Raw genomic sequence first — 26556 nt, 5'->3', positions numbered from 1 at the left:
TAAGTCATTACATAGGGATGTGAGTGAAGTTTCTCTTCGGTGAGAGAACTCTTATTTAAGCTATTCAGCCTGAGAGAAACGTCCTATGCGAACTTGGGAAACGTCTGATTTCAGGAAGTTTAAAAATGCAGGGCACGGGCATTCAGCAACTTTCGATCGCCCATAAAAAAGGCCGCTGCAAACGCAGCGGCCAAGGTAAGACGTTGGATCAAGGAGCTACAAATCAACGTCAGTGAACACCGGGCGATGGACCGAAAAACGCTTCGCTCCATCAGAAATCATTGCCGACGACTCGGTCGCGGGATTCGTGCTTTCCGGCGGTCTGCCGTGAAAGCCCGCTCAGAATAAGGGCTGGCGCCCCGGGGAAAAATAGCGATTCCGGACATGCACTGTTACGGAGCATGTAACAGTTCGGTGCACCGCTTCGTCATTATCCGTTGCGTTGATAGTGGTGCATCCAGCCTGTTCATGGCGCTCGCGAAGCCTTGTCGCAGGCGGGTATTCATCCTTTCGAGCGACAGCATGAATACCTCCTTGGTGCGCTTATCCTCAACGTGGCGCGGCAGTAGGGTGGGGCCTTCTGTCACTCACCGGGGAAGACGCATGACAAAAACAACAATGCGCGCCATCTTCACTCCGCAGGCGCTTGCCGCTGCGGTGGCTTTGGGTTGCTGTGCCCAGGCGCACGCGGTCGCTTTCAATATCGGGGAAATCGAAGGCACGTTCGACTCGTCGCTGTCGGTCGGCGCGAGTTGGGGCATGCGCGATGCCGACAAGTCGCTGGTCGGTACGGTCAACGGCGGGACGGGCCAGTCTTCCACCGGTGATGACGGGCGTTTGAACTTCAAGAAGGGCGAGACCTTTTCCAAGATCTTCAAAGGCATCCACGACCTCGAATTGAAGTACGGCGACACCGGTGTGTTCGTGCGCGGCAAGTACTGGTACGACTTCGAACTCAAGGACGAAGACCGCGAGTTCAAACCGATCAGCGACAAGGGCCGCAAGGAGGGCGCGAAGTCTTCGGGCGCGCAGATTCTCGATGCGTTCGTCTATCACAACTATTCCATCGCCGATTTGCCGGGCACGGTTCGCGCCGGTAAACAGGTGGTGAGCTGGGGCGAAAGCACCTTCATCGGCAACTCGATCAACAGCATCAACCCGATCGACGTTTCGGCGTTCCGTCGGCCGGGTGCGGAGATCAAGGAGGGGCTGATTCCGGTGAACATGCTGTTCGCCTCTCAGGGGCTCACCGATCAACTGACGGTCGAGGGCTTCTATCAACTGGAATGGGATCAGACCGTCCTCGACAACTGCGGCACCTTCTTCGGTGTCGACGTGGCAGCGGACGGTTGCAACAACGGCTACACCGTCGGCAGCCCGGCGATCGCCCCGTTGGCGCCGCTGACGGCAGCCTTCGGTCAGCCGATCCAGGTCACCCGCGAAGGTGTGATCGTGCCCCGTGGCGGCGACCGCGATGCGCGGGATTCCGGGCAATGGGGTACGGCACTGCGCTGGCTCGGCGATGACACCGAGTACGGCCTCTACTTCATGAACTACCACAGCCGCACGCCGACGGTGGGCACCAGCACGGCCGGTTTGTCGACCCTCGCGGCGCTGCCGGGCATGGTCGGAATCGCCAACCGTCTGGCCCCCGGCAGCGGTTCGGGACTGGCGCAAAGCGTGATGCTCGGGCGCGGTCAGTACTACCTCGAGTACCCGGAAGACATCCGTCTGTACGGTGCAAGTTTCTCCACCACATTGCCAACCGGCACCGCCTGGACCGGCGAGATCAGCTATCGCCCTAACGCGCCGGTGCAGGTCAACACCAACGACCTGACTCTGGCACTGCTCAATCCGATTGCCGGCGGTGCTGCATCGCCGCTGGTCACCTCGCCCGGTGCCGACAACAAGGGTTACCGGCGCAAGGAAGTGACGCAGATCCAGAGCACGCTGACGCACTTTATCGATCAGGTCTGGGGGGCGCAGCGCCTGACCCTGGTCGGCGAAGCGGCGGTGGTGCGGGTTGGCGGCCTGGAGTCGCGCAGCAAGCTGCGTTACGGCCGTGACTCGGTCTACGGCCAGTACGGTTTCGGCGGTGACACCGACGGTTTTGTCACCTCCACCTCCTGGGGCTATCGCGCCCGGGCGATCCTCGATTACGCCAACGTGATCGGCGGGATCAACCTCAAGCCCAACCTGTCCTGGTCCCACGATGTCGCCGGTTATGGCCCCAACGGTCTGTTCAACGAAGGCGCCAAGGCTGTCAGCGTCGGGGTCGATGCCGACTATCGCAACACCTATACCGCGAGCCTGAGTTACACCGATTTTTTCGGTGGTGACTACAACACCCTCGAAGACCGTGACTTCGTGGCCCTGAGCTTCGGTGTGAACTTCTGATCTGCCCGAGAAGGATGAGTGCAATGCGCAAGATGATTCTGCAATGCGGTGTCCTGGCCCTGAGCCTGTTGGCCGCCAACGTGATCGCGGCGGTGTCGCCGGACGAAGCCAACAAGCTCGGCACCAGCCTGACGCCGCTGGGGGCCGAGAAGGCCGGCAACGCCGACGGGTCGATTCCGGCCTGGACCGGCGGTATCCCGAAAAACGCCGGGGCGGTCGACAGCAAGGGCTTCCTGGCTGACCCGTTCGCCAGCGAAAAACCGCTGTTCACCATCACCGCCGCCAACGTCGACAAGTACAAGGACAAGCTGTCCGACGGTCAGGTGGCGATGTTCAAGCGCTATCCCGAAACCTACAAGATTCCGGTCTACCCGACCCACCGCACCGTGGCCGTGCCACCGGAAATCTACGAGTCGGCCAAGCGCAGTGCGCTCAACGTCACCACGATCAACGACGGCAACGGTCTGGCCAACTTCACCGGCAATCGCTACTACGCCTTCCCGATTCCGAAGAATGGCGTTGAGGTTCTGTGGAATCACATCACCCGCTATCACGGCGGCAATCTGCGACGGATCATCACTCAGGTGACCCCGCAGACCAACGGCAGCTACACGCCGATCCGCTTCGAAGAAGAGATCGCGGTGCCGCAACTGATGAAGGATCTCGATCCGGAAAAGGCCGCCAACGTCCTGACCTTTTTCAAACAGTCGGTGACCGCCCCGGCGCGTCTGGCCGGTAACGTGCTGCTGGTGCACGAGACCCTAGATCAGGTGAAAGAGCCGCGACTGGCGTGGATCTACAACGCCGGCCAGCGCCGGGTGCGCCGTGCGCCGCAAGTCGCCTATGACGGGCCGGGCACCGCTGCCGACGGCCTGCGCACCTCAGACAACTTCGACATGTTCTCCGGCGCACCGGATCGCTACGACTGGAAACTGATCGGCAAGAAGGAAATGTACATTCCGTACAACAGCTACAAGCTCGACTCGCCGAGCCTCAAGTACGACGACATCGTCAAGGCCGGGCACATCAACCAGGACCTGACGCGCTATGAACTGCACCGGGTCTGGGAAGTGGTCGGCACAGTCAAACCGAACGAGCGGCACATCTACGCCAAACGGCACATGTACATCGACGAGGACAGCTGGCAGGTGGCGCTGGCCGATCACTACGACGGTCGTGGACAGCTGTGGCGAGTGGCCGAGGGCCACGCTCAGTACTACTACGATCACCAGACCCAGGCCTACACCCTCGAAGCGCTCTACGACATCATCGCCGGCCGGTACATTGCCTTGGGGATGAAGAACGAAGAGAAACACAGCTTCGAATTCGGCTTTGAAGCCAAAGCCGCCGATTACACTCCGTCAGCCTTGCGCTCGGAGGGCGTTCGGTAAGGATTTCGCTACACAGACTCGGGAAAAGGCGACCGCACGGTCGCCTTTTTTATGGCTGCCAATCAGCGTACTGAATACTCGTCAACAAGCGCCGGTGACAGGGCTAGGGTGAGCGTACAACGATAAGAAGGCGTACCCGATGACCGCCATGACTCACGCTCCGGATCGTCCGGGATTCCTGCCCAGACTTTCAGCTCATCATCTTCCGCGTCCACGTCTGACGGCATCATTGCTTGAGTCTTCGGCACGGGTCAGGCTGATCTGCGCACCGGCCGGCAGCGGCAAGAGCACGCTCTTGAGCGAATGCCTGTTGCAGGCACCCGCCGAATGTACGGTGTGCTGGCTGCCGCTGGCAGGTCTGTCAATGAGTGTCGCGGCATTTTGCGAGCGGCTGGCGCAGTCCCTGGGAGGGGCGACGGCGGATGAGTCGTCGCTGCTGAACGAGCTGGCGCGCCGATCCTCACCAGTGTGGGTTTTTCTCGACGATTACTGCCGTGTTGAAGCGCCTGCACTGGATGCGCTGCTCGACCGGATGCTGGCGCTCGCCAGTCCCGCCGTCACCTGGTGGATCGGCACCCGTCGACGCCCGCAATGCAACTGGCCGCGCCTGCTGCTCGATGACGCCTTGTACGAGTGCGAAAGCGCGGCGCTGGCGTTGAGTCGCGGCGAGATCGCGCAACTGTTGCGGCACCTGCCGCCAGCCCAGGTCGACGACGTGGCCGGGCGGATCCTCCAGCGCAGCGGCGGGTGGTGCGCCGGGGTGCGGATACTGTTGATGCAAAAATGCGACTGGTTGCAAAAGACCGTGCCGCAGCAACGCATGGACACCTTGCTGGACTACCTGGAACACGAACTGTTCAGTGGTTTGAGCCCGGAGCTGGCCGAGGCCTGGCGGGTGTTGGCGCATTTGCCGCGGTTCAACGCCAGTCTGTGCGATCACCTGTTCGGTGCCGGCGAAGGGGCGCAATGGATGCGCACTCTGCAAACGCTTGGGTGTTTTATCGAACCCTGGCAAGGGTCGCCGGACTGGTTGCAGGTGTGCGCTCCGCTGTCGCGTTTGATGCGTGATGAACCCTGGTCGGCTGGACGTTCCTGGCATCGCCGGGCCTGTCAGTGGTTTGCCGCCGGACAGCATTGGAAATGCGCCTTCGAACAGGCGTTGCTGGCTGAAGAGTACGAAGTCGCGGTCAGTCTGCTGCAACACTTCAGCTTCGAGCATCTGTTCGAGGAGCAGACGGTCGTGCTGTTGTTGCGTCTCTACGAGCAGCACGGCGAGGAGCTGTTGCTGGGGTCGGCGCAACTGGTCGGCCTGATCACGGCAGCGCTGTTGTTTGCCGGACGCTTTGCTCAAGCGGCGGATTGCATCGGGCAACTGGCGCGTTTTCTGCCGCCCCGGTCGGCGGAACAGCAACGGCAACTGATCGCCCGCTGGCAGGCCCAGCAAGGCTGGCTGCTGCATTTGCAAGGGCACATGGACGAGGCGCGCGAGCATTTCGAGCAAGCCTTGAACGAGCTGGCGCCGCAGGCCTGGACGGCGCGCCTGCTGTGTTTGTCGGGCCGCACTCAGCAGGCGTTGCTATGCGGGGATCTGGACATGGCTCATTCGATCAATCGTGAAGCGCTGTGCCTGGCCCGGGCTGAGGGTTCATTGCTGTTCGAAGCGTTGCTGGAACTTGATCACGCCCAACTGCTGGAGCAACGGGGCGTGTCGGCTCGCGCCGAAGAGTTGCTGGCCAATCTTTGCGAAATGCTCGCGTCCTCCGTCGAGCGACCGACGCCGTTGCTGGGGCGTATCGCCCTGCGTCGCGGGCGGCTGGCATTGAGTATGGGGCAACAAGGCCGGGCGGCTGAATTCTTCCAGCAAGGGCTCGACGACTGCCTGCGCAGCTTTGACAAGCGAGTGCTTTATGGCTTTCTCGGTCAGGCGCAACTGGCCGCCGATCAGGGTGATTATTCTCAGGCATTCATGCGCCTGCGGGATGCCGAACGGTTGATGCAACAGCGGCAGATTCCGGACACGGTTTATCGCGGTGTTCTGTTGCAGGTCAGCAGTGAGTTCTGGTTGCAGCAAGGACGACCCGAACTGGCTCGCGAGGCGCTGAGCCGTGTGCTCAGGCACTATCGCGGCCCATGCGCACGCCAGGCGCCGCCGGCGACATTGGAGCTGATTCCGCGCATCGAGTGTTTGCTGATTCTGGCCGAGATGCGATTGGGTCAGACACAGCAGCCGATGACGCATCTGCAGCGTTTGCTCGAGCACGCTCATGCCAACCGGATGGTCGTGCTTGAAGCCGAGTTGCTGTTGGTCATGAGCGAGGTGGCCTGGAAGCTCGATGATCTGGATTCTGCTCGGGGCTACTTCGACAACGGGCGAACGTTGGCCGGTCATTTCAACTTGCAGCGTTTGTCGATGAAGTTTGATCAGAAGGCGCTGAACCTGTGGCCCGGTTCAACGCTTGCCGCTTCACTTGCTGATGACGGGGATAACGAAGGTTCACTGAGTTTGCGAGAGTCGCAGGTGCTTGGATTGATTGCGTCTGGACGCTCCAATCAGCAAATTGCGGACACGTTGTTCATCTCGTTGCACACAGTCAAAACGCATGTCCGGCGTATTCACGCAAAACTGGGTGTCGAGCGCAGGACTCACGCCGTAGCGCGGGCGAGAATGCTCGGTTTATGCCGATGAACATTCACGCTGGCTGAAACCCCATCCGCCAACTCACGGCCCGCGTCGCCGCCAGCAACCGCTGCGCTGCCGGGCCGTTTTCGTCAGCGTGGAACAGCGAGGTCGGGCCGACGATGGTCAGTACCGCAGCGACCTGTCCGAGGGCGTTGAACACCGGTGCCGACAAGGCGTCCACACCGGGCATCAGCAAGCCGTGGACATGATGCAGACCGCGTGCGCGGATCTGTTCGCACAATGCCTCATAAGCTTTTTCGTCCGCCAGCGGATGGCCGCCGACGGCGATTTCGTGTTCACGCAACTCCTCGGTTTCCCGCTGCGGCAGGTACGCGCCGAAGACCAGGCCGGTGGAGGAACTGAGCAGCGGCAACACCGAGCCCAATTGCGTCACTACCGTCACCGCGCGCACCGCCGGTTCGATGTGCACCACGGTCGCGCCCTGATTGCCCCACACCGCCAGGAAACAGGTTTCGTTGAGTTCGTCGCGCAACTCGGCCAGCGGCAGGGCGGCGACTTTCAGCACGTCCATACTGTTGAGTGCGGCCAAGCCCACGCGCAGCGCTTCGCGGCCGAGGCCGTAATGGTTGGTGGCGGTGTTCTGTTCGGCGAAACCGCTGGCGATCAACGCCTGCAGATAACGGTGCACCTTGCTCGCCGGCATCTGCACATGTTCGGCCAGACGCGACAGCGAAGTGGACGGCGACAACTCGGCCAGGGCCTTGAGGATGTCGGTGCCGACTTCGGCGGAGCGCACTTTCTGTTTGCCATTGCTGTCGCTGGTTTTTTCCATGGTGCTGCCGTGTCCCGGAACGAATGGGCGTCTTTATAGCTTGACGCTGGATAGCGAGCAAATTACGTTATGCGTAATTGAATTACGATAAAAATAACCCCGGCGTGCCAAGACCTCTGATCCAGAGCGTTCGACCATGCCGACGCCCTGTTCAGGAGGCTCCATGAACCTCGATTCAGCCCTGGCTTACCAGTCCGGTTTCGGCAACGAATTCAGCTCCGAAGCGTTGCCCGGCGCACTGCCCGTCGGCCAGAACTCCCCGCAGAAAGCCCCATACGGTCTTTACACCGAACTGTTCTCCGGCACCGCGTTCACCATGACCCGCAGTGAAGCGCGGCGCACGTGGATGTACCGGATCCAGCCGTCGGCCAATCACCCGGCATTCGTCAAACTGGAGCGGCAACTGGCGGGCGGCCCGTTGGGTGAAGTGACCCCCAATCGCCTGCGCTGGAACCCGCTGGAGATCCCGGCCGAACCGACCGATTTCATCGACGGTCTGGTCAGCATGGCGGCCAATTCCGCTGCCGAAAAACCGGCCGGCATCAGCATCTATCACTATGGCGCCAACCGTTCGATGGAGCGCGTGTTCTTCAACGCCGACGGCGAGCTGTTGCTGGTGCCGCAACTGGGTCGTTTGCGTATTGCCACCGAACTGGGTGTGCTGGACGTGGCGCCGCTGGAAATCGCCGTGCTGCCACGGGGCCTGAAATTCCGTGTCGAACTGCTCGACCCGCAGGCACGCGGCTACGTCGCCGAGAACCATGGCGCGCCGCTGCGCCTGCCGGACCTGGGGCCGATCGGCAGCAACGGCCTGGCCAATCCACGGGACTTCCTGACCCCGGTCGCCGCCTACGAAAACCTGCAACAACCGACCACCCTGGTGCAGAAATTCCTCGGCCAGTTGTGGGGTACCGAACTCAATCACTCGCCGCTGAACGTGGTCGCCTGGCACGGCAACAACGTGCCGTACAAATATGACCTGCGCCGCTTCAACACCATCGGCACCGTCAGTTTCGACCACCCGGACCCATCGATCTTCACCGTGCTGACCTCGCCGACCAGTGTCCACGGCCTGGCCAACCTCGATTTCGTGATCTTCCCGCCGCGCTGGATGGTGGCCGAGAACACCTTCCGTCCGCCGTGGTTCCACCGCAACCTGATGAATGAATTCATGGGCCTGATCCAGGGCGAATACGACGCCAAGGCCGAAGGTTTCGTGCCCGGCGGCGCGTCCCTGCACAGCTGCATGAGCGCCCACGGCCCGGACGGCGAGACTTGCACCAAAGCCATCAACGCGGACCTCAAACCGGCGAAGATCGACAACACCATGGCGTTCATGTTCGAGACCAGCCAGGTACTGCGCCCAAGCCGCTTCGCCCTCGACTGCCCGCAACTGCAATCCACTTACGACGCTTGCTGGGCCACGCTGCCCGCCACGTTTGACCCGACCCGGAGATAACCCATGACGCAGAATTCCATCACCCGCAGTTGGGTCGCTTCGGCCAACGGCCACGCGGATTTCCCGTTGCAGAACCTGCCGCTGGGCGTGTTCAGCACCAATGGCTCGGCACCGCGCGCCGGCGTGGCGATTGGCGAACACATCTTCGATCTGCAAGTGGCGTTGGAGGCCGGTCTGTTCGACGGCGCCGCGCGCAGTGCAGTCGAAGCCATGCACGGCGGTCAGTTGAACGCCTTCTTCGAACTCGGCCGCGATGCCCGTGTTGCCCTGCGCGAACGTCTGCTGGAACTGTTCAGCGAAGGCAGCACTCACCGCGGCAACATTGAAGCCCAGGGCGCAAAACTGCTGCCACTGGCAGCCGATTGCCAGTTGCATTTGCCGGCGCGCATCAGTGACTACACCGACTTCTACGTCGGCATAGAACACGCGCAGAACGTCGGCAAACTGTTCCGTCCGGACAACCCGTTGCTGCCGAACTACAAACACGTGCCGATCGGCTACCACGGTCGCGCGTCCACTGTGCGCGCTTCCGGTGCCGACGTGCGCCGCCCGAAAGGCCAGACCCTGCCGGCCGGCGCAACCGAGCCGACCTTCGGCCCATGCGCGCGGCTGGACTATGAGCTGGAACTGGGGATCTGGATCGGTCAGGGCAACGAGATGGGCGAGCCGATCGCCATTGGTGATGCCGCCGAACACATCGCCGGTTTCTGCCTGCTCAACGACTGGTCGGCCCGTGACATCCAGGCCTGGGAATACCAGCCGCTCGGCCCGTTCCTGTCCAAGAGCTTCATCACCAGCGTCTCGCCATGGGTGGTGACTGCCGAAGCGCTGGCGCCGTTCCGCATCGCGCAACCGGCGCGTCCGCAAGGTGACCCGCAGCCGCTGCCGTACCTGCTCGACAAGCGCGATCAGGAGGGTGGTGGTTTTGACATCGAGCTGGAAGTGCTGCTGCTCACCGAAAAAATGCGCGAGCAGAACCTGCCGGCCCATCGCCTGACCCTGAGCAACACCCGCTACATGTACTGGACCGTTGCGCAAATGGTTGCGCACCACAGCGTCAACGGTTGCCAGTTGCAGGCTGGTGACTTGTTCGGTTCGGGCACCTTGTCCGGGCCGGAAAGCGGTCAGTTCGGCAGCCTGCTGGAAATCACCGAGGGCGGCAAAAAGCCGATCGAACTGGCGTCCGGCGAAGTGCGCAAATTCCTTGAGGACGGCGACGAAATCATCCTGCGCGCCCGCTGCGCCCGCGAAGGTTTTGCCTCGATCGGTTTCGGCGAATGCCGTGGCACCGTGCTGGCGGCACGCTGACAGGAGCGGCTCATGGATCTCTACACCTATTACCGTTCTACCTCGTCGTACCGGGTGCGGATTGCGCTGGCACTCAAGGGCCTCGACTATCAGGCGTTGCCGGTCAACCTGATCGCACCGCCCGGTGGCGAGCATCGGCAACCGGCGTACCTGGCGATCAATCCCCAGGGCCGGGTGCCGGCGCTGCGCACTGACGATGGCAAGTTGCTGATTCAGTCGCCCGCGATCATCGAGTATCTGGAAGAACGTTATCCACAGGTGCCGTTGCTCCCCGAAGACCTCGTTGCCCGCGCCCGGGTGCGCGGTGTGGCGGCGGTGATTGGCTGCGACGTGCATCCGCTGCACAACGTCAGTGTGCTCAATCGCCTGCGCGGTCTGGGGCATGACGAGGCGCAGGTGAACGAGTGGATCGGTCACTGGATCAGCCAGGGGCTGGCGACGGTGGAGCAGTTGATCGGCGACAGCGGCTTCTGTTTTGGCGAGTGGCCGTGTGTGGCGGACGTGTACCTGATTCCACAGTTGTACGCGGCCGAGCGTTTCAATGTTTCGCTGGAGGCGTATCCACGGATTCGTCGGGTGGCTGCGCTGGCCGCTAAACATCCGGCGTTCATTGCGGCGCATCCGGCGAACCAGCCGGACACGCCGAAGTAGCATTTGATGGCTCCCGTGCAGCGCACGGGAGCCATTCCGGTTACCCGCAAAAAATCATAAAAACAAAACAGGTACCTTGCGATGCATAACCAGATTGCCAGCTTTCGGGCGGCACTCGACGCCCGTCCTGTGTCCCGCTTTCAGTGGTTGCTCCTGATTCTTCTCGCCTTGCTGCTGGTCACCGACGGCTATGACGCCCAAGTGCTCGGTTACGTAGTGCCGGCACTGGCGCAGGACTGGGGCCTGGAAAAATCCGCATTCGGTCCGGTATTCAGCGCCAACCTTCTGGGCCTGACCCTCGGCTCGCTCGCCGTGACGCCGCTGGCCGATCGCTTCGGCGTTCGACGGATTCTGCTCGCCTGCGTGCTGATCTACGCCAGCCTCACCGTGCTGATGGTGTTCGCCGATTCCCTGAATACCCTGATGATCGCGCGTTTCATCTGCGGCATCGGCATGGGCGGCGCAATGCCCAGCGCCATGGCGTTGATGTCGGAATATTCACCGCCACGCCTGCGCACGTTGATGGTCACGCTGGCGGCTTGCGGCTTCTCCTTCGGTGGTGCGGCGGGTGGTTTTGTTGCGGCCGGTTTCATTGACCGTTTCGGTTTGCAAGCGGTGTTCCTCGCCGGCGGTGTCACGCCGTTGCTGTTGTTCCCGTTTCTCTGGTGGATGCTTCCGGAATCCTTGCCACGTCTGCTGCGTGACGCGCCGCCGTATGCGCGCCTGCGCAAGGTTACCGCGCGGATGCTGCCGGACTGGCAACCACCCGCCGCGTCGGTCGAGCAGAACGCGCGCGAGCAGGGCAGCAAACTGACCGTGGTGGAGTTGTTCCGCAATGGTTACGCCCGTCCGACCTTGCTGATCTGGGCGACGTTTTTCGTCAGCCTGATCCTGCTGTATTTCATGATCAGTTGGCTGCCGTCGTTGCTGCTCGAAAGCGGGCTGAAACTCAATGAAGCGAACCTGGTGACGTCGATGTTCCTGTTCGCCGGCACGCTGGGCGCGATCTGCATGGCGTGGTTCGCCGACCGCTTGAAAAGCAAGGTGCGACTGCTGTCCGGCGTGTTGGCCGGCGCGGCGGTGTGCACGATCCTGCTGGGCCTGAACCACGACAACCCGCGTTATCTGGTGGCCTGTGTGTTTGCGGCGGGGTTTTGCATCATCGGCGGGCAACTGACGCTCAACGCGTTTGCCAGCAATTTCTATCCGGCCCACGTGCGCGCCACCGGCACCGGCTGGGCTTTGGGAGTGGGGCGGTTCGGCTCGATTCTCGGGCCGCTGTTCGGCAGCCTGTTGCTGGCGATGCACATTCCGGTGGAGCAGATTTTTTTCTTTTGCGCGATTCCGGCGGTGATTGCGGCGTTGCTGATCATTCAGGTGCGTTCGCCAGTGACTGCGCCGTTCAGTGGACAACCGCGTTCGGCGGCAGATGGCCCAGCCGTTCCGTCAGGCGAAGTCGCTGAATCGGGTCGTCGCTGAGCAACAGTGCGTGCTCCAGATCGAAACGCTCGGCGTTCGGGCAATCGAGACGCTGGTACAGACTGGCCCGCGCCAGGTAGTCGGCGGCGCTGGCGTTGCCCAGCTCGAGCACGCGCTCGGCATCGATCAGCGCGGCGATGAAGTCGTCGTGGGTCAGGTGCAGCTGGCGCAGGTTGCGTGACAGACGCTGAAGCATCTGCACCGGCTCGGCAGTCAGCAGGTGATCGGCGCTGAGTTTCATCTGGTGGCCGTACTGGCGATGCAGCAGTTCGCGGCAATCGTTCGGATACAGGCGCCGTCCGCCGCACGGATCGAGCAGGTGATCGGCCCCGGGAACCTTGAGCAGGAAATGCCCGGGGAAGTTGACGCCCACCAATGGAATCTCCAGACCACGGGCCAGTTCCAGAGCGATCAGTGCCAGCGCCAGCGGCTGGCCGCGTTTGGTCTGTATGACTTTGTGCACCATCGCCGCCTGCGGACGCAGCGGTACGAAATCATCCTGGGCAAACCCCAGATCGGTCATGCGTCGCAGCAGCGGTTGCGCCAGCTCGCTGACCGGCAGCAACGGCAAGCCATAGCTGACCCGCTGTTGCAGCTCCTTGAAGTCCTGCAACAGTGCTTCGGGATCGGCTTGTTTGTCGTGTTCGGCGGCCATCCACAACGCCGCTTCGAACAGCGCGGGCGGTGAGCGGTGCAGACAATCGAAGAAACGTTGGCGCGGACTCATCTCAATCTCCGGGGTATGCCTCGTTTTAGCCCCGTCTTTGCCATTCGTCCAGTGCCAGGCCGCGCTGCCATCGGGTTATGCCGCAACGCGTGGGTCGCTGTGGGGGCTTATTCCCGTGCGCTTCAGCAATTTTCGGGCGCAAGCCTATACTGGCGTCTACCAGAAGTGATTCGGGAGCCTGCCGATGTTCGCTCTCATGCAAAGCACTCGCCTGGAATCGCTGCACCTTAGCGTTGATCCGGTGTCCGGATTGAAGGCGGTCATTGCCATCCATAACAGTCGCCTCGGGCCAGCCCTGGGCGGATGTCGTTATCTTGCCTATCCGAACGACGAATCCGCAGTCGAGGATGCCATACGCCTGGCCCAGGGCATGAGCTACAAGGCCGCATTGGCTGGTCTCGCTCAGGGCGGTGGGGTGGCCGTGATCGTGCGGCCGGCTCACGTGGAAAACCGCGCCGCACTGTTCGAAGCCTTCGGCCGTTGCATCGATCAGCTCGACGGGCGCTACATTACCGCGATCGACAGCGGCACTTCGGTGGCGGACATGGATTGCATCGCCCAGCAGACCCAGCATGTCACTAGTACCACCTCGGCCGGCGACCCTGCGCCGCATGCGGCGATGGGCGTGTTCACCGGGATTCGCGCCACTGCGATGGCACGGCTCGGTAGCGACAACCTCGAAGGCTTGCGCGTGGCGATTCAGGGGTTGGGCAATGTTGGTTATGCCTTGGCCGAACAGTTGCACGCCGCCGGCGCCGAACTGCTGGTCAGCGACATCGACCACGGCAAGGTGCAACTGGCGATGGAACAGCTCAACGCCCATCCGATCGCCAACGACGCGTTGCTCAGCACGCCGTGCGACATCCTCGCGCCGTGCGGTTTGGGCGGTGTGCTCAACAGCCACACGGTCACCCAGTTGCGCTGCTCGGCGGTGGCGGGCTCGGCCAACAATCAGCTGACGCATCTGGACGTCGCCGATCAACTGGAACGGCGCGGCATCCTGTATGCGCCGGATTACGTGATCAATGCCGGCGGGCTGATCTACGTTTCCCTCAAGCATCGAGGTGAAGAACTGACGACCATTACCGCGCACCTGTCGAAAATCAGCTCGCGGTTGACCGAAGTGTTTGCTCACGCCCAGGCGGAAAAACGATCACCCGCGCGGGTGGCGGATGAGCTGGCGGAGAAGGTGTTGTACCGCTGAAGTTTGTCCGGGCATGAAAAAGCCCCTGAGTCTTTCAACTCAGGGGCCATTCAATTCAGAGGCTTCAATTACTTCGCAGCCTTTGCCGCTTTGGCAGGTTTGGCTGGCGCTTCTACCGGTTCAGCCACGTCTGCCGGCTCGGTTGCCACAACCGGTGCAGCCGGTGCGTTGATCAGCTCCGACAACGCGTCAGGCTGGCTCTTGAACGCCCGGGCGAACACATCGCGGTTCTTCGCCATGAAGATCCCGACTTCTTCCACTTGCTGCTCGCTCAACGAAGGAACGGCTTTTTCCAGCACTTCGGCCAACAGTTCGGCCAGTTCGAGCATTTTGTCATGACGGTCAGCTTCGGCTTTATCCATGAACAAGCGCTCCAGATCTCGGCTGCTGCGGTATACCACTTCGACGGCCATTCACCACCTCACATGCCTTCACATTAAGTTGTCTTTGCGACTACTGTATCTATATACAGCGAAAAGGATAAGCGAATCCCTGCGCTTTGGGTAGTGGCTTTTCAATGTAGACCGGATTCGGATTTTGTCAGCCCGACGTCTGCGCACAGGTGCGACCAAACGCCACGGCGCGGGTTTCGCGGCGGCTCGCCATGATGGCGTGGCCTCTTTTCTGCATGCATCTGCGTACGTGCGCAATAACCGTCACGTCCAGCAAGCAACATCCGCTCGAACCGGGCTAAGGAACCTTCATCGTGAAAATCAACTGGGCCGAGAAACTGCGGCAAAACGTGCATCAACTGGCCGAGTCTCTGGGCAACCTGTTCGTCGAGACTTTCCACTACCTGGCGCTGTTCGCCATTGGTGCGGTAACCGCATGGGCGGCGGTGATGGAATTTCTCGGGATGCTCGAGGAAGGGCACATCAAGATCGATGACATTCTGTTGCTGTTCATCTATCTGGAACTGGGGGCGATGGTCGGGATTTACTTCAAGACCAACCACATGCCGGTGCGCTTCCTGATCTACGTGGCGATCACGGCACTGACGCGCCTGCTGATCTCCAACGTCTCGCACCACAATCCGCCGGACATGGGCATCATCTACCTGTGCGGCGGGATTCTGCTGCTGGCGTTCTCGATCCTGGTGGTGCGTTACGCCTCGTCGCAATTCCCTTCGGTGAAGATCGAGAACCCGCACCGCAAGATCGGCACGGGCTCCAGTGAACACCCGGAAGTAGAGAAGGGCGAACTCTAAAGGCCCGCGGCTGGCCGGGGCTGGTGCTTGACCCCGCGCGGTGGCGGGGTGATTGCGTCGCCGCGTGTCATGGCGTCGAGTACCGCCATGGCGCTGTGGCCCTGTTCGATGGCAATGCCGAACTGAATGCTTTGCACCAGGCGTTTGAGGCGCTTGGGGTCATTGCGCTGTTCGGCGCTGATCATCCGTTTGGCGACGATCCGCCCGCTTTTGGAGAGGGTCAGCATGATGCTGCCGTCGAGCCCCTGAATGCTCAGGTTGATCTGATAGTCCGGCGCGAAGGCATCGGTAATGATCTGAAAAGGATTGTCCATGATGCGTCACCGCCTGATTGAACGTGCAGTTGTTGACCGGCCTTGATCGGGTTGGTTCGCCAAACCTGACCATCGGCCTTTTCCGTGGTCCTGTCTCCTTCAGTGATGTAGCAAGGGACATGCCGGGAATATTGTCGAACAATGAAACCGGCCAAAAAAAGGCGAGCCCATGGCTCGCCTTCTTCGTTTGCGGCCCGTTTCAGGGCAGAACCGAGTAGATGATCGCTGACAGTGCAATCAGGCCGGCCAGCACCACGAACACGTTCGACACCTGGCCCGAATACTGGCGCAAGGCCGGCACGCGGCGGATCGCGTACATCGGCATCAGGAACAACAGGCAGGCAATCACCGGCCCGCCGAGGGTTTCGATCATGCCGAGGATGCTCGGGTTGAAGGTCGCCACGGCCCAGCAACTGAGGATCATGAACAGCGCGGTCACACGGTTCAGCCAGCTCGCCGACATCACCCGGCCACGGCTGCGCAGGCTTTTGACGATCATGCCCTGGAAGCCTTCGCTGGCGCCGATGTAGTGGCCGAGGAAGGATTTGGTGATCGCCACCAGCGCAATCAATGGCGCGGCGTAAGCGATGACCGGGGTCTGGAAGTGGTTGGCCAGGTACGACAGGATCGAAATGTTCTGCGCCTTGGCCGCTGCCAGATCCGTCGGCGACAGCGCCAGCACGCAACTGAAGCAGAAGAACATCACCGTCACCACCATCATGCCGTGGGCCATGGCGAGGATGCCGCTGCTCTTGCGCTCGGCCTGGTTGCCGTAGCGCTGTTTCTGCTCGACAGCGAACGCCGAAATGATCGGCGAATGGTTGAACGAGAACACCATCACCGGGATCGCCAGCCACAGGGTCTTGAGGAACACCGACATTTCCATCGGCTCTTGTGCACTGGCGAAGAACGCGCCGTTCCAGTTCGGAATCAGGCTGATGCCGAGCAACAGCAACGCGGCGACAAACGGATACACCAGCACACTCATGGCTTTGACGATCACGCTCTGACCGCAGCGGACGATGGCCATCAGACCGAGGATCAACGCCAGCGACAGTATCGCTCGCGGTGGCGGGGCGATGTGCAATTGATGTTCGAGGAAGCTGCTGAGGGTGTTGGTCAGCGCCACGCTGTACACCAGCAGGATCGGGAAGATCGCGAAGAAATACAGCAGCGTGATCAGTTTGCCGGCGCCGATGCCGAAGTGTTCTTCCACCACTTCGGTGATGTCACCGGAGCGGCCCGACAGCACGAAGCGGGTCAGGCCCCGGTGCGCGAAGAAGGTCATCGGGAACGCCAGCAACGCCAGGATCAGCAACGGCCAGAAGCCGCCGACACCGGCGTTGATCGGCAGGAACAAGGTGCCGGCACCGATGGCCGTGCCGTACAGGCCGAGCATCCAGGTGGTGTCGAACTTGCTCCAGCCCTTGTGGGCGGTTTCGTTATTGCGTGTGCGGTCTACTGCGGGATTTTCGGCAGCAGGTGTGCGTACATCGGTCATCGTTTTTGCCTCGTTATTATTCTTGCTCGGGCTCACGTGTTACGGGCGGTCAGGGAGTGCTCCTCAGCACTCCACCCAGCTCACGGCCAGGCCGCCCCGTGAAGTCTCTTTGTATTTGTCATGCATGTCGGCGCCGGTATCGCGCATGGTGCGGATCACCCGGTCGAGGGAAATGAAGTGTTTGCCGTCGCCGCGCAGGGCCATTTGCGTGGCGTTGATCGCTTTCACCGCAGCGATGGCATTGCGCTCGATGCACGGCACCTGCACGAGCCCGCCGACCGGGTCGCAGGTCAGGCCGAGGTTGTGTTCCAGGCCGATTTCGGCGGCGTTTTCCAGTTGCTCAGGCGTGGCGCCGAGTACATCGGCCAGACCCGCAGCGGCCATCGCACAGGCCGAACCGACCTCGCCCTGGCAGCCGACTTCGGCACCGGAGATCGAAGCGTTTTTCTTGCACAGGATGCCGACCGCTGCCGCGCCCAGAAAGAACGCGACCACGTCGTCGTCGGATGCGTCCGGATTGAATTTCATGTAGTAGTGCAAAACGGCAGGAATGATCCCGGCAGCGCCGTTGGTCGGCGCGGTCACCATGCGCCCGCCGGCAGCGTTTTCTTCGTTGACGGCGAGGGCGAACAGGTTGACCCACTCCATCGCCGACAGGGTCGAACTGATGACGTTCGGCTTGCCGATTTCCAGCAGGCTGCGGTGCAATTTCGCCGCGCGACGCGGAACGTTCAGACCGCCGGGCAGAATGCCTTCGTGACGCAGGCCTTGCTCGACGCATTCGCGCATCACCGACCAGATGTGCAGCAGGCCCTGACGGATCTCGGCATCGCTACGCCAGGCCCTTTCGTTGGCCATCATCAGTTCGGAAACCCGCAGGTTGTGCTGCTTGCACAGCGCCAGCAGTTCGACGGCGCTGGAGAATTCGTAAGGCAACTCGACGTCGCCGGCCGGCGCCACACCCGATTCGGCTTCGGCCGCTTCGATGATGAAACCGCCGCCGACCGAGTAGTACGTTTGCTCGAACAGTTGGCCGGATGCGCCAAAGGCTGTCAGCGACATGGCGTTGGGGTGGTAGGGCAGGCTCTCGTCCAGCAGCAGGAGATCGTGCTGCCAGTTGAAGGCGATTGAGCGTTTACCGGCCAGAGACAGTTGGCCGGTCTCGCGCAGTTGGTGGATGCGCGGCTCGATGGTCGACGGATCGATGCTGTCCGGCCATTCGCCCATCAGGCCCATGACCGTCGCGCGGTCAGTGGCATGGCCGACGCCGGTGGCCGAAAGCGAGCCGTACAGACGGATTTCCACTCGCTGCACATCGTTCAGCAAATGTTGGTCAATCAGCGCCTGGGCGAAGGTCGCGGCGGCGCGCATCGGGCCGACGGTGTGGGAACTGGACGGGCCGATGCCGACTTTGAATAGATCGAAAACACTGATAGCCATGCTAAACCCTTACAAGCAATGGAGTAGGAATCGCTGCCATTTTTTGTAGGACAAGCGCAATGTCGGCGATACTGCCTGCCTCGCTTCAACGTGACTAACGAAACCTCCTAAGTAAGCCTTTAGTAGGACTAAACCATGAGTCGTCAATTGCATGCCCAGACTTACGTCTGGCTGCAGGTGTTTTCCTGTGCCGCGCGGCACCTGTCATTCACCCGTTGTGCCGAAGAACTGCACATCACGCCGGGGGCGGTGAGTCAGCAAATCCGACAGCTGGAAGAGCGGCTGGGTTTTCGCCTGTTTCACCGCCGTGCACGAGGTGTGGAGCTCAGCGCGGAAGGGCAGCGACTGGCGAGCACGGTCAACGAGGCTTACGGCAGCATCGATGCGGAATTGCGTCGGCTCGATGCGGGGATGATCAGCGGGATTCTGCGGGTGCGCTCGATTCCGTCGTTCCTCAGCAAGTGGCTGACCCCGCGCTTGCCACGCCTGCAACAGCGTTACCCGGATATTCAGTTGCGGTTGGTGGCCGAGGACAGCAGCGTGCCGTTGCATGAGGGGGATTTCGACCTGGCCATCGACCTGAACGACGGCAGTTATCCGGGACTGTTATCCACAGCCTTGCTCGATGAGCAGATTTTCCCGGTGTGCGCGCCGGGCCTGTTGCGTGGGCGACCGCCGCTGCACGGGCCGGCGGATCTGGTGCACTTCCCGCTGTTGCACGACATCACCGCCTGGCGCGGCAGTTATGAATACGCGGAATGGGAGTTTTATCTGAATGCCATTGGTTTTGAGGGCGCCGATGTGCGGCGCGGGCACACGTTCAATCGCAACCACCTGACCATCGAAGCGGCGATTGCCGGCATGGGCGTGGCGATTGCAAGGCGCACGTTGCTCAACGACGAGCTGGAGCGAGGGACGTTGATCGTGCCGTTCGGGATTTCGGTGCCCAATCACAAGCGCTATGTCTTGCTTTATGCGCCAGGGGCATTGAGCCATCCGGGTGTGCGGGCGGTGCATGACTGGCTGGTGGAAGAGGCGGGGATTTTCCGCAGTCTGCACCCGTTGGGTGATGGCCAATTGTGAGCAGATTTTTCGGGGTGCCGGGGCGACCCAACTCCCGACCTTACCAGCGCTTTACTCGGTTGTCCGGCTTTTTTTGCGAATGAATATTTATCTTTTTTCAGGGGTTGAAATGTTCGTCCGGCGGGCCGATTGTTGTAATCAAGAGGTCACGAAATCCTGTTCCAGGCCTCTTGCGAGCTAGCTGAAATAAGGGATGAACTATGCAAATCCAAGTCAACAGCGATAACCATATTCAAAGCAGCAAACGACTGGAGGAGTGGGTACGAACCACCATTGAGAGCACGCTCGACCGTTATGAGGAAGACCTGACCCGTGTCGAAGTCCATCTGAGCGACGAGAACGGTGACAAACCAGGTCCTCATGATTTGCGCTGCCAACTGGAAGCGCGGCCAAAAGGCCATCAACCGATTTCCGTCACCCACAAAGCCGATTCGCTGGAACAGGCGATCGATGGTGCAGCTGAAAAGCTGGAGCACGCGCTGGAGCACCTGTTTGGCAAACTGCGCGGCAAACCGCGAGCCGCTGTGGTGCCTTTCACCAGCAAGGCCAACGACAAGCTGCTGGCGGAAGAGTTTGACGAGAACGAACAGGCAGCGATCAACAGTTGATGCGCTGATTTTCCAAGCCACCCAATGAGAAAGGGCCTGCAATTGCAGGCCTTTTCTGTTTTCAGCGGGAATCAGAAAGCAACGGAAGTCTGCACGTACACCGTGCGCGGCTCGCCGACATACTTGCCCTTGTTGTTGTCATCGAACGAACGGGTGAAGTACTGGGTGTTGAAGATGTTCTTCACCCCCACCGCCACATTCAGGTCCGACAGCTGTGGGCCGAAGTCATAACCGGCGCGGCTGCTGAACAGCATGTAGCCGGGGATCCTGCCGGTGCTGCCGTCGGCGCTTTCTTTGGAGGTGTTGGCGTTGTCGGCGAACTGGTCGCTCTGGAAGCTGCTGTCCAGGTTGAGCTTCCACGAGCCTTCGGTGTAACCGACGCCGATCGTGCCTTTGTGTTTCGACGAAAACGGCACACGATTGCCCTTGTTCGGCCCGTCTTCGCGAATGGTCGCGTCGACATAGGCGTAAGTCGCGTAGACGTCGAAGCCGGTCAGCGCCGGGCTCAAGTCGTCGAGGGCGTAGTTGACGCTGGTTTCGATGCCCTGATGGCGGGTTTCGCCACGGGCGATCACCGAATCATTGGTCTGGTTGCTTTCGTACTGGTTGTCGAAGTTGATCAGGAACGCACCGATTTCCGCTCGCAGAGCGCCGTTATCGTAACGGGTGCCGACTTCCCAGGTGCGAGCCTTCTCCGGTTTCACTTCGCCACTGCTGACGCGGTTGGGCATCTGGCTGTATTGCACGCTGCCGAACGAACCTTCGGTGTTGGCGTACAGATTCCAGCTGTCGGTCAGGTGATACAGCACGTTCAGTGCTGGCAGCGCAGTGTTGTAGTCGCCCTTGTATTTGACGTTGGTCAGATTGTTGGTCTGCTGCGATTCGATCATCTCGTAGCGCACGCCCGGCGTGATCGTCCACTTGCCGATGTCGATCCGGTCATCGACGAAGAACGCATTGGCTTCGGTGCCGCCACGGGTGTCTCGATCGTTGCGGCTGTTGGTGGTCGGGTACTCATTGCTGCTGATCGGCGTGCGATAGCGCAGTTCGTGACCGGCCTCGTTGATATAGCGATAGCCGACGCCGACTTCATGGCTGGTCGAGCCGAGGTCGAAACCTTGAGCGAAACGGGTTTCCAGGCCGCGAACCCAGTATTCGCGCGGCGACAGCGACAGGAATGTGCCCTGATCCAGATAACCGCTGCGCAGGGTCTTGGTGAAGAAAGTATTGGCGGTGAATTCGCGGCGATCTTCCTGATATCGGTAGCCGACATTGAACATCGTGCGACGGCCCCAGAACTGGTCTTTTGGCCGGGTCGACTGGTACGGATCGGCATCGTAATCGGCGACATTCAGACCGCCGGGCATGTCGGCCTTGCCTTCGTAATACTGAGCCATGGCGTTGAAACTGTTGGCCTCGTCGAGCTGGTATTTGCCCTTGAGGATCAGGTCGTCGATTTCCGTGTTGCTGTGCTCACGCCAGTCGCCTCCGCGAGTGCCGGAGTACAACAGCGCGCCGCCCAGACCGTTGGCATTGGTGCCGCCGGCCAGCAGGTTGGCGCTGGTCTTGAAGCCGTCATGGCTGGACGACGGGCTGGTTTCGGTCTGGAAACCGCCTTTCACGGTCGGCTCGTCCGGAATCGCCCGGGTCACGAAGTTGACCACGCCACCGACGTTCTGCGGGCCGTATCGCACGGCGCCGCCACCACGCACCACGTCCACCGCATCCATGTTGCCCATGCTGATCGGCGCGAACGACAACTGCGGCTGGCCATAAGGGGCGAACGGCACCGGGATGCCATCCATCAATACGGTCGAGCGTGCGGCCAGGCGCGGGTTGAGGCCGCGAATGCCGAAGTTCAGCGCCATGTCGTGGCTGCCGGTGCCGTTGTTTTCCGGCGCGTTGACGCCGGGAATGCGGTTGAGCACATCGCGGGCCTGGGTCGCACCCTGGCGTTCGAATTCTTCGCGGCGGATCACGTCACGGGCACCGGGATGTTCGAAGACGTTGACCTGCGCAGCCTCACCCAGCCAGTCGCCGACCACTTTCGAGGTGTCCAGCTCCAGGGTGTTGTCATTCGACGGCTGCAGGCTGAAGGCATTGCCACCTTCGGCACGGGCTTGCAGGCCAGTGCCCTCGAGCAGCGCGTTCAGACCTTGTTCCGCTGTGTAGCTGCCTTCCAGTCCACGGCTTTGCACACCGCTGGTGACCTGCGAGCCAAAGGAAATCAGCACCCCAGCCTCACGGCCGAACTGGTTGAGGGCATTTTCCAGCGACGACGGAGCGATGTGATAAGCCTTGGTTTCGGCAGCCAGCGCAAGGGGCAGGGCGCTGAAACTGAGGCTGGCGCCGAGGACGAGGTTACGCAGGGTTCGGGCCAGCGGCGTGAGACGGGTGGGTTGCATGGAGGACGGTCCTGAGAAGGTTGAATCAAGGGGGCTTTCCTTCTCTGTCACGCCAGATCTGAAAAACGGCTCATTTATTTTTTACAGGGGCGCGGAGCGATCAGGCTCTGGCTTCGACCGTCACCCAATAGCGAGTAAAACGCTTCACTTTCACGGGCAGGCTGATTTCCAGCAGGTCGAGAATCCGCTCGCTGTCGTCCAGTGGATAAGTCCCGGAGATCAGCAAGTCCGCCACTTTCGCATCGCAATGGAGCTGCCCGCGACGGTAGCGACCGAGTTCGTCGAGGAAGTCGCCCAGGCGCATGTGCGCGGCCACCAGCATGCCGTCGGCCCAGGCGCCGCTGTTGGCGTCCAGCGGTTTTGTCGCGCTGACGCCGGTGGTACTGAAACTCAGTTGTCGGGCGACCGGCAGCAGCATCGGCGCGCGACCTTGCACATTCAACTCGACCCGACCTTCAAACAGTGCGATCTGCGTGCGGTCGGCAAACTGCCGCACGTTTATTCGCGCGCCCTGGGTTTTCAGCAGGCCTTGGGCGGTTTGCAATTCGAAGGATTGAGTGGCGGTCAGCAGCATTTCACCTTCGAGCAGGCGGATCAGGCCATCGCCCCGGACGTCCGCCGCGCTGGCGGTGTTGAGCTGCAATTGGCCGCCGGCGCCGAGCGAGATCTTGCGTCGCTCACCGACCGGGCTGCGGTAATCGGCCAGCAGCGATGGCAACGGATTGTGCTCGCGCATTCCCCAGGTCACCGCCGAGCCAGCGCCGAGAATCAGCAACACCTTCAGCGCCTGACGACGGCTGCCGGACTTCGGCGCATTCAACGCGGCGTGGGCCAGTGGCGACGACAACCCGCGCAACCGCGAATTGACCCGCTGAATGTGCTCCCACGCCCGGCGGTGTTCGCTGTGGGCGTCGATCCATTGCTGCCAGGCTTGTTGCTGGCGCGGGTTCAACGGGCCCTGCTGCATTTCCAGTAACCAGTGCACCGCCTGTTCGGCGACCTGCGCGGAAAAATCCATCGGCGGGTTCACAGGGCGAAGTAGCAGCGCATCGCCGCTTTATTCAGATGACGTTTGACCGTGGCCACGGAAATGCCCAGTTCAGCGGCGATCTGCGGATAGGTCAGGCCATCGACCTGCGCCAGCAGAAATGCGCGTTTGACGGCGCGCGGAAGACCATCGAGCAACTGATCCAGCTCCATCAGGGTTTGCAGGATGATCGCTTTCTCTTCTTCCGAAGGCGCAACCATTTCCGGCATCTGCGCGAGGGTGTCGAGGTAGGCGCGCTCCAGATCCTGGCGGCGGTAATGGTTGAACAGCACGCGCTTGGCCAAGGTGGTGAGGAAAGCGCGCGGCTCGATGATCACCGGCGGCTCGCGGGCGGTCAGCAGCCGAATGAAGGTGTCCTGGGCCAGGTCAGCGGCGCTGTCCGGGCAGCCGAGTTTGCGCCGCAGCCAGCCGGTGAGCCAACTGTGGTGGGCCTGATAGAGCGATTCGACAGGATGGGCGGACGACAACGGCATCACTCCGGGCGCATGCGGGATGCGTTAGAGAACAAGAATGGTTCGCATTGTAGGGTTGTCGGTGATGTCCGGCAATCAGACTCTTTTGCGTATGAGAATATTTATCATTAATATTGTTCACCTGTCGTCCGGCGTGTTGGCCGGACGTTAACCGTTTCAGGGTCGAAACATGAAAGCCAAACTCGCCACACTTCCCCTGTCCTATCGTCTGGCCGTCACTTCGCGGGTGCTTGCGGCGGTGTTCGGCGGCTATCTGGTCGCGGCGCTGGCGAGTGTCACGCTGACGCTGTGGCTGCCGCTGAACCGCGCAGAAGCGGTGGTGACCGGCATGACCGTTTCGTTTCTGGTCTATCTGGTGGCGGTGCTCTGGTGTTTCGCCTGTCGCACGGCGTGGTCGGCGTGGGTCGGTCTGCTGGTGCCGAGCGTGATCCTGGCGACCGTTTCCGGGGCTGCGCGCGGTCTGGGTCTGGCATGAAAGAGGGCTTCCGGCAGGCGATGGCCTGGCTGCACACTTGGGCCGGGCTGGTCTTCGGCTGGCTGTTGTTCGCGATTTTCCTGACCGGAACCCTGGCCTATTTCAAGGACGAAACCAGTCACTGGATGCAACCGGAAATCCCCGCCCGCCCGTTGAATGCCGAGGCCAGCCTGACCCTGGCGCAAACCTACCTGCAACAGCACGCGGCCGGTGCTTCACGCTGGTTGATCGACCTGCCTGATGCCCGCGATCCTGGCCTGGGTGTGCGTTGGCAACCGGTCCCGGCCAGGCCCGGCGAGCGCGGCCAGTTCATCAGCAAGACTCTCGACGCGCAAACCGGCGCCGAAGTGCAGGCCCGGGAAAGCATGGGCGGCGAGTTCTTCTACCGCTTCCATTTCCAGCTGCAAATGCCTTATCCGTGGGGGCGCTGGCTCTCCACGATTGCCGCCATGGTGATGTTCGTCGCGCTGATCACCGGGATCATCACCCACAAGAAAATCTTCAAGGACTTCTTCACCTTCCGCCCACGCAAGGGCCAGCGTTCGTGGCTCGACGGGCACAACGCAGTGGGTGTGCTGGTGCTGCCGTTTCATCTGATGATCACCTACAGCAGTCTGGTGATCTTCATGTCGATGGTGATGCCGGCGAGCATTCTGGCTTCGTACGGCAACAATGTCCGGGCGTTTTACGACGAGGTGTTTCCCGCCGCCAACGTTCCCGAGCCTGCCGGTCAACCGGCGACACTGGCACCGCTGGCGCCACTGTTGCGGTCGGCCAGCGAGCAATGGTCGGGTGGACATGTCGGGCGTATCAGCGTGAACAATCCGGGCGATGCCAACGCCTCGGTGGTGATGTCCCGTGCGGGTTCCGACCGGGTGGTGAACGATGCCGGCAGCGCGGTGACTTTCAATGGCGTCAGCGGGCAAATCATCGGCACCCCATCTCAACAGCCGATGGCGATGGCAGTGGCCGGCAGTTTCTACGGTTTGCACATGGGGCACTTTGCCGGGCCGGTGTTGCGTTGGCTGTATTTCATCTGTGGTCTGGCCGGCACGGCGATGATCGGCACCGGGTTGGTGATCTGGCTCGGCAAGCGTCAGCTCAAACACGCCAAAAGCGGTGTGATGCCGTTCGAGTTGCGGCTGGTGCAAGTACTGAACATTGCCAGCATGGCCGGACTGATGACAGCAGTGGCGGTGTTCTTCTGGGCCAATCGTCTGCTGCCGGTGAATCTGGCCGGGCGTGCCGACTGGGAAGTGAACGCGTTCTTCATCGCCTGGGGCTTGAGCGTGGTGCATGCGATGTTACGCCCGGCGCGCAAGGCCTGGGTCGAACAGCTATCGCTCGGAGCCGCACTGTTTTTCGCGGTGCCGGCTCTCAATGGATTGACCTCCTCGTATCACCTCGGCGTGACAGTGCCCGCGGGCGATTGGGTTTTGGCCGGTTTCGACCTGACGTGTCTGGGCAGTGGTCTGTTCCTCGCCTGGGCCGCGCGGAAAATGCAGCGCGCCGGACACACCGTCAACGTGAAAAAAACAGCGCGCGAAACGACTCGGCCGATCTCCCTTGAGCAGGGGGCGAACTGAATGCTACTGCCGCTGTTGCTCTGTTATAGCGCTTTTACGGCGCTGTGCCTGGCGATGCCCCGGCATCACGAAGAGCTGCTGGGTCACAAACCTTCGGCTCGCCGTCGACAATATTTGAAACTCGCAGGCTGGCTGTTGCTGGGGCTGTCGCTGTGGGCGGCGGTTGCCAGCAAGGGCTGGAGCTTTGGCCTGGTCGACTGGTGCGCCGTGTTGATGTTCAGTGCGCTGACGCTGGTGCTGTTGTTGCCCTATCGCCCACGCCTGGCCTTGACCATGGCCGGCGCGAGTCTGCTCGCCAGCCCGGTCGCTGCATGGGCGTTGAACTGA

General features: G+C 61.4%; 22 protein-coding genes and 1 pseudogene. 14 read left to right on the top strand and 9 right to left on the bottom strand.

Features of this window, described 5'->3' with window-relative positions; translation table 11 throughout:
* Nucleotides 1–603: 603 nt before the first annotated feature.
* The 3 genes from AWU82_RS18640 (at nt 604) to AWU82_RS18630 (ending at nt 6474) form a co-directional block, all read left to right on the top strand.
* Entirely contained in the window at nt 604–2397 is a 1794-nt protein-coding gene (locus AWU82_RS18640; RefSeq protein WP_064382498.1) for a DUF1302 domain-containing protein, read from the top strand.
* Between the two features lie 23 nt (nt 2398–2420).
* Entirely contained in the window at nt 2421–3788 is a 1368-nt protein-coding gene (locus AWU82_RS18635) for a DUF1329 domain-containing protein (RefSeq protein WP_064382497.1), read from the top strand.
* 139 nt (nt 3789–3927) lie between these two features.
* Entirely contained in the window at nt 3928–6474 is a 2547-nt protein-coding gene (locus AWU82_RS18630) for a LuxR C-terminal-related transcriptional regulator (protein WP_064382496.1), read from the top strand.
* 4 nt (nt 6475–6478) lie between these two features.
* Here AWU82_RS18630 and AWU82_RS18625 read toward each other — a convergent pair whose 3' ends face one another.
* The gene (locus AWU82_RS18625; protein WP_064382495.1) at nt 6479–7261 is read right to left on the bottom strand and encodes an IclR family transcriptional regulator; all 783 of its coding nucleotides are present in this window, start codon (nt 7259–7261) and stop codon (nt 6479–6481) included.
* A 163-nt stretch (nt 7262–7424) separates the two neighbouring features.
* Here AWU82_RS18625 and hmgA point away from each other — a divergent pair, with 163 nt between their 5' ends.
* The 4 genes from hmgA (at nt 7425) to AWU82_RS18605 (ending at nt 12158) form a co-directional block, all read left to right on the top strand.
* A complete protein-coding gene (gene hmgA, locus AWU82_RS18620) occupies nt 7425–8720 on the top strand; it encodes a homogentisate 1,2-dioxygenase (protein ID WP_064382494.1) in 1296 nt (431 codons plus the stop codon).
* A 3-nt stretch (nt 8721–8723) separates the two neighbouring features.
* Nucleotides 8724–10028 (top strand): fumarylacetoacetase, encoded by a 1305-nt coding sequence (fahA, locus tag AWU82_RS18615; protein ID WP_064382493.1) that lies wholly within the window; start codon nt 8724–8726, stop codon nt 10026–10028.
* 12 nt (nt 10029–10040) lie between these two features.
* A complete protein-coding gene (gene maiA, locus AWU82_RS18610; protein ID WP_064382492.1) occupies nt 10041–10679 on the top strand; it encodes a maleylacetoacetate isomerase in 639 nt (212 codons plus the stop codon).
* A gap of 81 nt (nt 10680–10760) precedes the next feature.
* Entirely contained in the window at nt 10761–12158 is a 1398-nt protein-coding gene (locus tag AWU82_RS18605) for an MFS transporter (RefSeq protein ID WP_064382491.1), read from the top strand.
* On the opposite strand, the gene AWU82_RS18600 is transcribed toward AWU82_RS18605, so the two are convergent.
* Nucleotides 12082–12885, bottom strand: coding sequence for a SirB1 family protein (locus AWU82_RS18600; RefSeq protein WP_064382490.1), 804 nt, complete (start codon nt 12883–12885; stop codon nt 12082–12084). The two genes, AWU82_RS18605 and AWU82_RS18600, sit on opposite strands and share 77 nt — an antisense overlap.
* Nucleotides 12886–13069: 184 nt before the next feature.
* Here AWU82_RS18600 and AWU82_RS18595 point away from each other — a divergent pair, with 184 nt between their 5' ends.
* Entirely contained in the window at nt 13070–14089 is a 1020-nt protein-coding gene (locus AWU82_RS18595; RefSeq protein WP_011332519.1) for a Glu/Leu/Phe/Val dehydrogenase family protein, read from the top strand.
* Nucleotides 14090–14244: 155 nt separating this feature from the next.
* On the opposite strand, the pseudogene AWU82_RS18590 reads toward AWU82_RS18595, so the two are convergent.
* A pseudogene (locus AWU82_RS18590) lies at nt 14245–14502 on the bottom strand (YebG family protein); the annotation flags it as partial.
* A 293-nt stretch (nt 14503–14795) separates the two neighbouring features.
* Here AWU82_RS18590 and AWU82_RS18585 point away from each other — a divergent pair.
* Nucleotides 14796–15296, top strand: coding sequence for a phosphate-starvation-inducible protein PsiE (locus tag AWU82_RS18585; RefSeq protein ID WP_007957255.1), 501 nt, complete (start codon nt 14796–14798; stop codon nt 15294–15296).
* Here the strand turns inward: AWU82_RS18585 and AWU82_RS18580 are convergent.
* The 3 genes from AWU82_RS18580 to AWU82_RS18570 form a co-directional block, all read right to left on the bottom strand.
* A complete protein-coding gene (locus AWU82_RS18580) occupies nt 15293–15610 on the bottom strand; it encodes a DUF3509 domain-containing protein (RefSeq protein WP_064382489.1) in 318 nt (105 codons plus the stop codon). The two genes, AWU82_RS18585 and AWU82_RS18580, sit on opposite strands and share 4 nt — an antisense overlap.
* A 199-nt stretch (nt 15611–15809) precedes the next feature.
* Nucleotides 15810–17111 carry an HAAAP family serine/threonine permease gene (locus AWU82_RS18575; protein WP_064382488.1) on the bottom strand — a complete coding sequence of 434 codons (1302 nt, stop codon included), beginning with the start codon at nt 17109–17111 and terminating at the stop codon, nt 15810–15812.
* A 63-nt stretch (nt 17112–17174) separates the two neighbouring features.
* The gene (locus AWU82_RS18570) at nt 17175–18551 is read right to left on the bottom strand and encodes an L-serine ammonia-lyase (RefSeq protein WP_064382487.1); all 1377 of its coding nucleotides are present in this window, start codon (nt 18549–18551) and stop codon (nt 17175–17177) included.
* A 135-nt stretch (nt 18552–18686) separates the two neighbouring features.
* Between AWU82_RS18570 and AWU82_RS18565 the strand changes: the two genes are divergently transcribed.
* Together AWU82_RS18565 and AWU82_RS18560 are read left to right on the top strand one after the other, a co-directional pair.
* Entirely contained in the window at nt 18687–19634 is a 948-nt protein-coding gene (locus tag AWU82_RS18565) for a LysR substrate-binding domain-containing protein (RefSeq protein ID WP_064382486.1), read from the top strand.
* Between the two features lie 200 nt (nt 19635–19834).
* On the top strand, nt 19835–20242 hold the full coding sequence (locus AWU82_RS18560) for an HPF/RaiA family ribosome-associated protein (protein WP_011332524.1): 408 nt from the start codon (nt 19835–19837) through the stop codon (nt 20240–20242).
* 71 nt (nt 20243–20313) lie between these two features.
* Here AWU82_RS18560 and fecA read toward each other — a convergent pair whose 3' ends face one another.
* The 3 genes from fecA to AWU82_RS18545 form a co-directional block, all read right to left on the bottom strand.
* Entirely contained in the window at nt 20314–22647 is a 2334-nt protein-coding gene (fecA, locus tag AWU82_RS18555; protein ID WP_064382485.1) for a TonB-dependent Fe(3+) dicitrate receptor FecA, read from the bottom strand.
* 100 nt (nt 22648–22747) lie between these two features.
* Nucleotides 22748–23677 carry a DUF4880 domain-containing protein gene (locus AWU82_RS18550; protein WP_064382484.1) on the bottom strand — a complete coding sequence of 310 codons (930 nt, stop codon included), beginning with the start codon at nt 23675–23677 and terminating at the stop codon, nt 22748–22750.
* Nucleotides 23674–24162 (bottom strand): sigma-70 family RNA polymerase sigma factor, encoded by a 489-nt coding sequence (locus AWU82_RS18545; RefSeq protein ID WP_064384134.1) that lies wholly within the window; start codon nt 24160–24162, stop codon nt 23674–23676. The genes AWU82_RS18550 and AWU82_RS18545 overlap by 4 nt, the downstream gene beginning before the upstream one ends.
* Before the next feature lie 175 nt (nt 24163–24337).
* On the opposite strand from AWU82_RS18545, the gene AWU82_RS18540 reads away from it, so the two are divergent.
* From AWU82_RS18540 to AWU82_RS18530, 3 genes are read left to right on the top strand one after another with little or no spacing between them, the layout of a single operon-like run.
* Nucleotides 24338–24643: a DUF3649 domain-containing protein gene (locus AWU82_RS18540; protein ID WP_039769401.1), complete on the top strand. Its 306-nt coding sequence runs from the start codon at nt 24338–24340 to the stop codon at nt 24641–24643.
* Nucleotides 24640–26229 carry a PepSY-associated TM helix domain-containing protein gene (locus AWU82_RS18535; protein WP_064382483.1) on the top strand — a complete coding sequence of 530 codons (1590 nt, stop codon included), beginning with the start codon at nt 24640–24642 and terminating at the stop codon, nt 26227–26229. The genes AWU82_RS18540 and AWU82_RS18535 overlap by 4 nt, the downstream gene beginning before the upstream one ends.
* On the top strand, nt 26230–26556 hold the full coding sequence (locus tag AWU82_RS18530; protein ID WP_064382482.1) for a DUF3325 domain-containing protein: 327 nt from the start codon (nt 26230–26232) through the stop codon (nt 26554–26556).

Source organism: Pseudomonas glycinae, assembly GCF_001594225.2.
Taxonomy (GTDB): Bacteria; Pseudomonadota; Gammaproteobacteria; order Pseudomonadales; family Pseudomonadaceae; genus Aquipseudomonas; species Aquipseudomonas glycinae.
The sequence above is the reverse complement of the archived record's forward strand: the minus strand, read 5'-3'. Positions and strand labels throughout refer to the sequence as shown.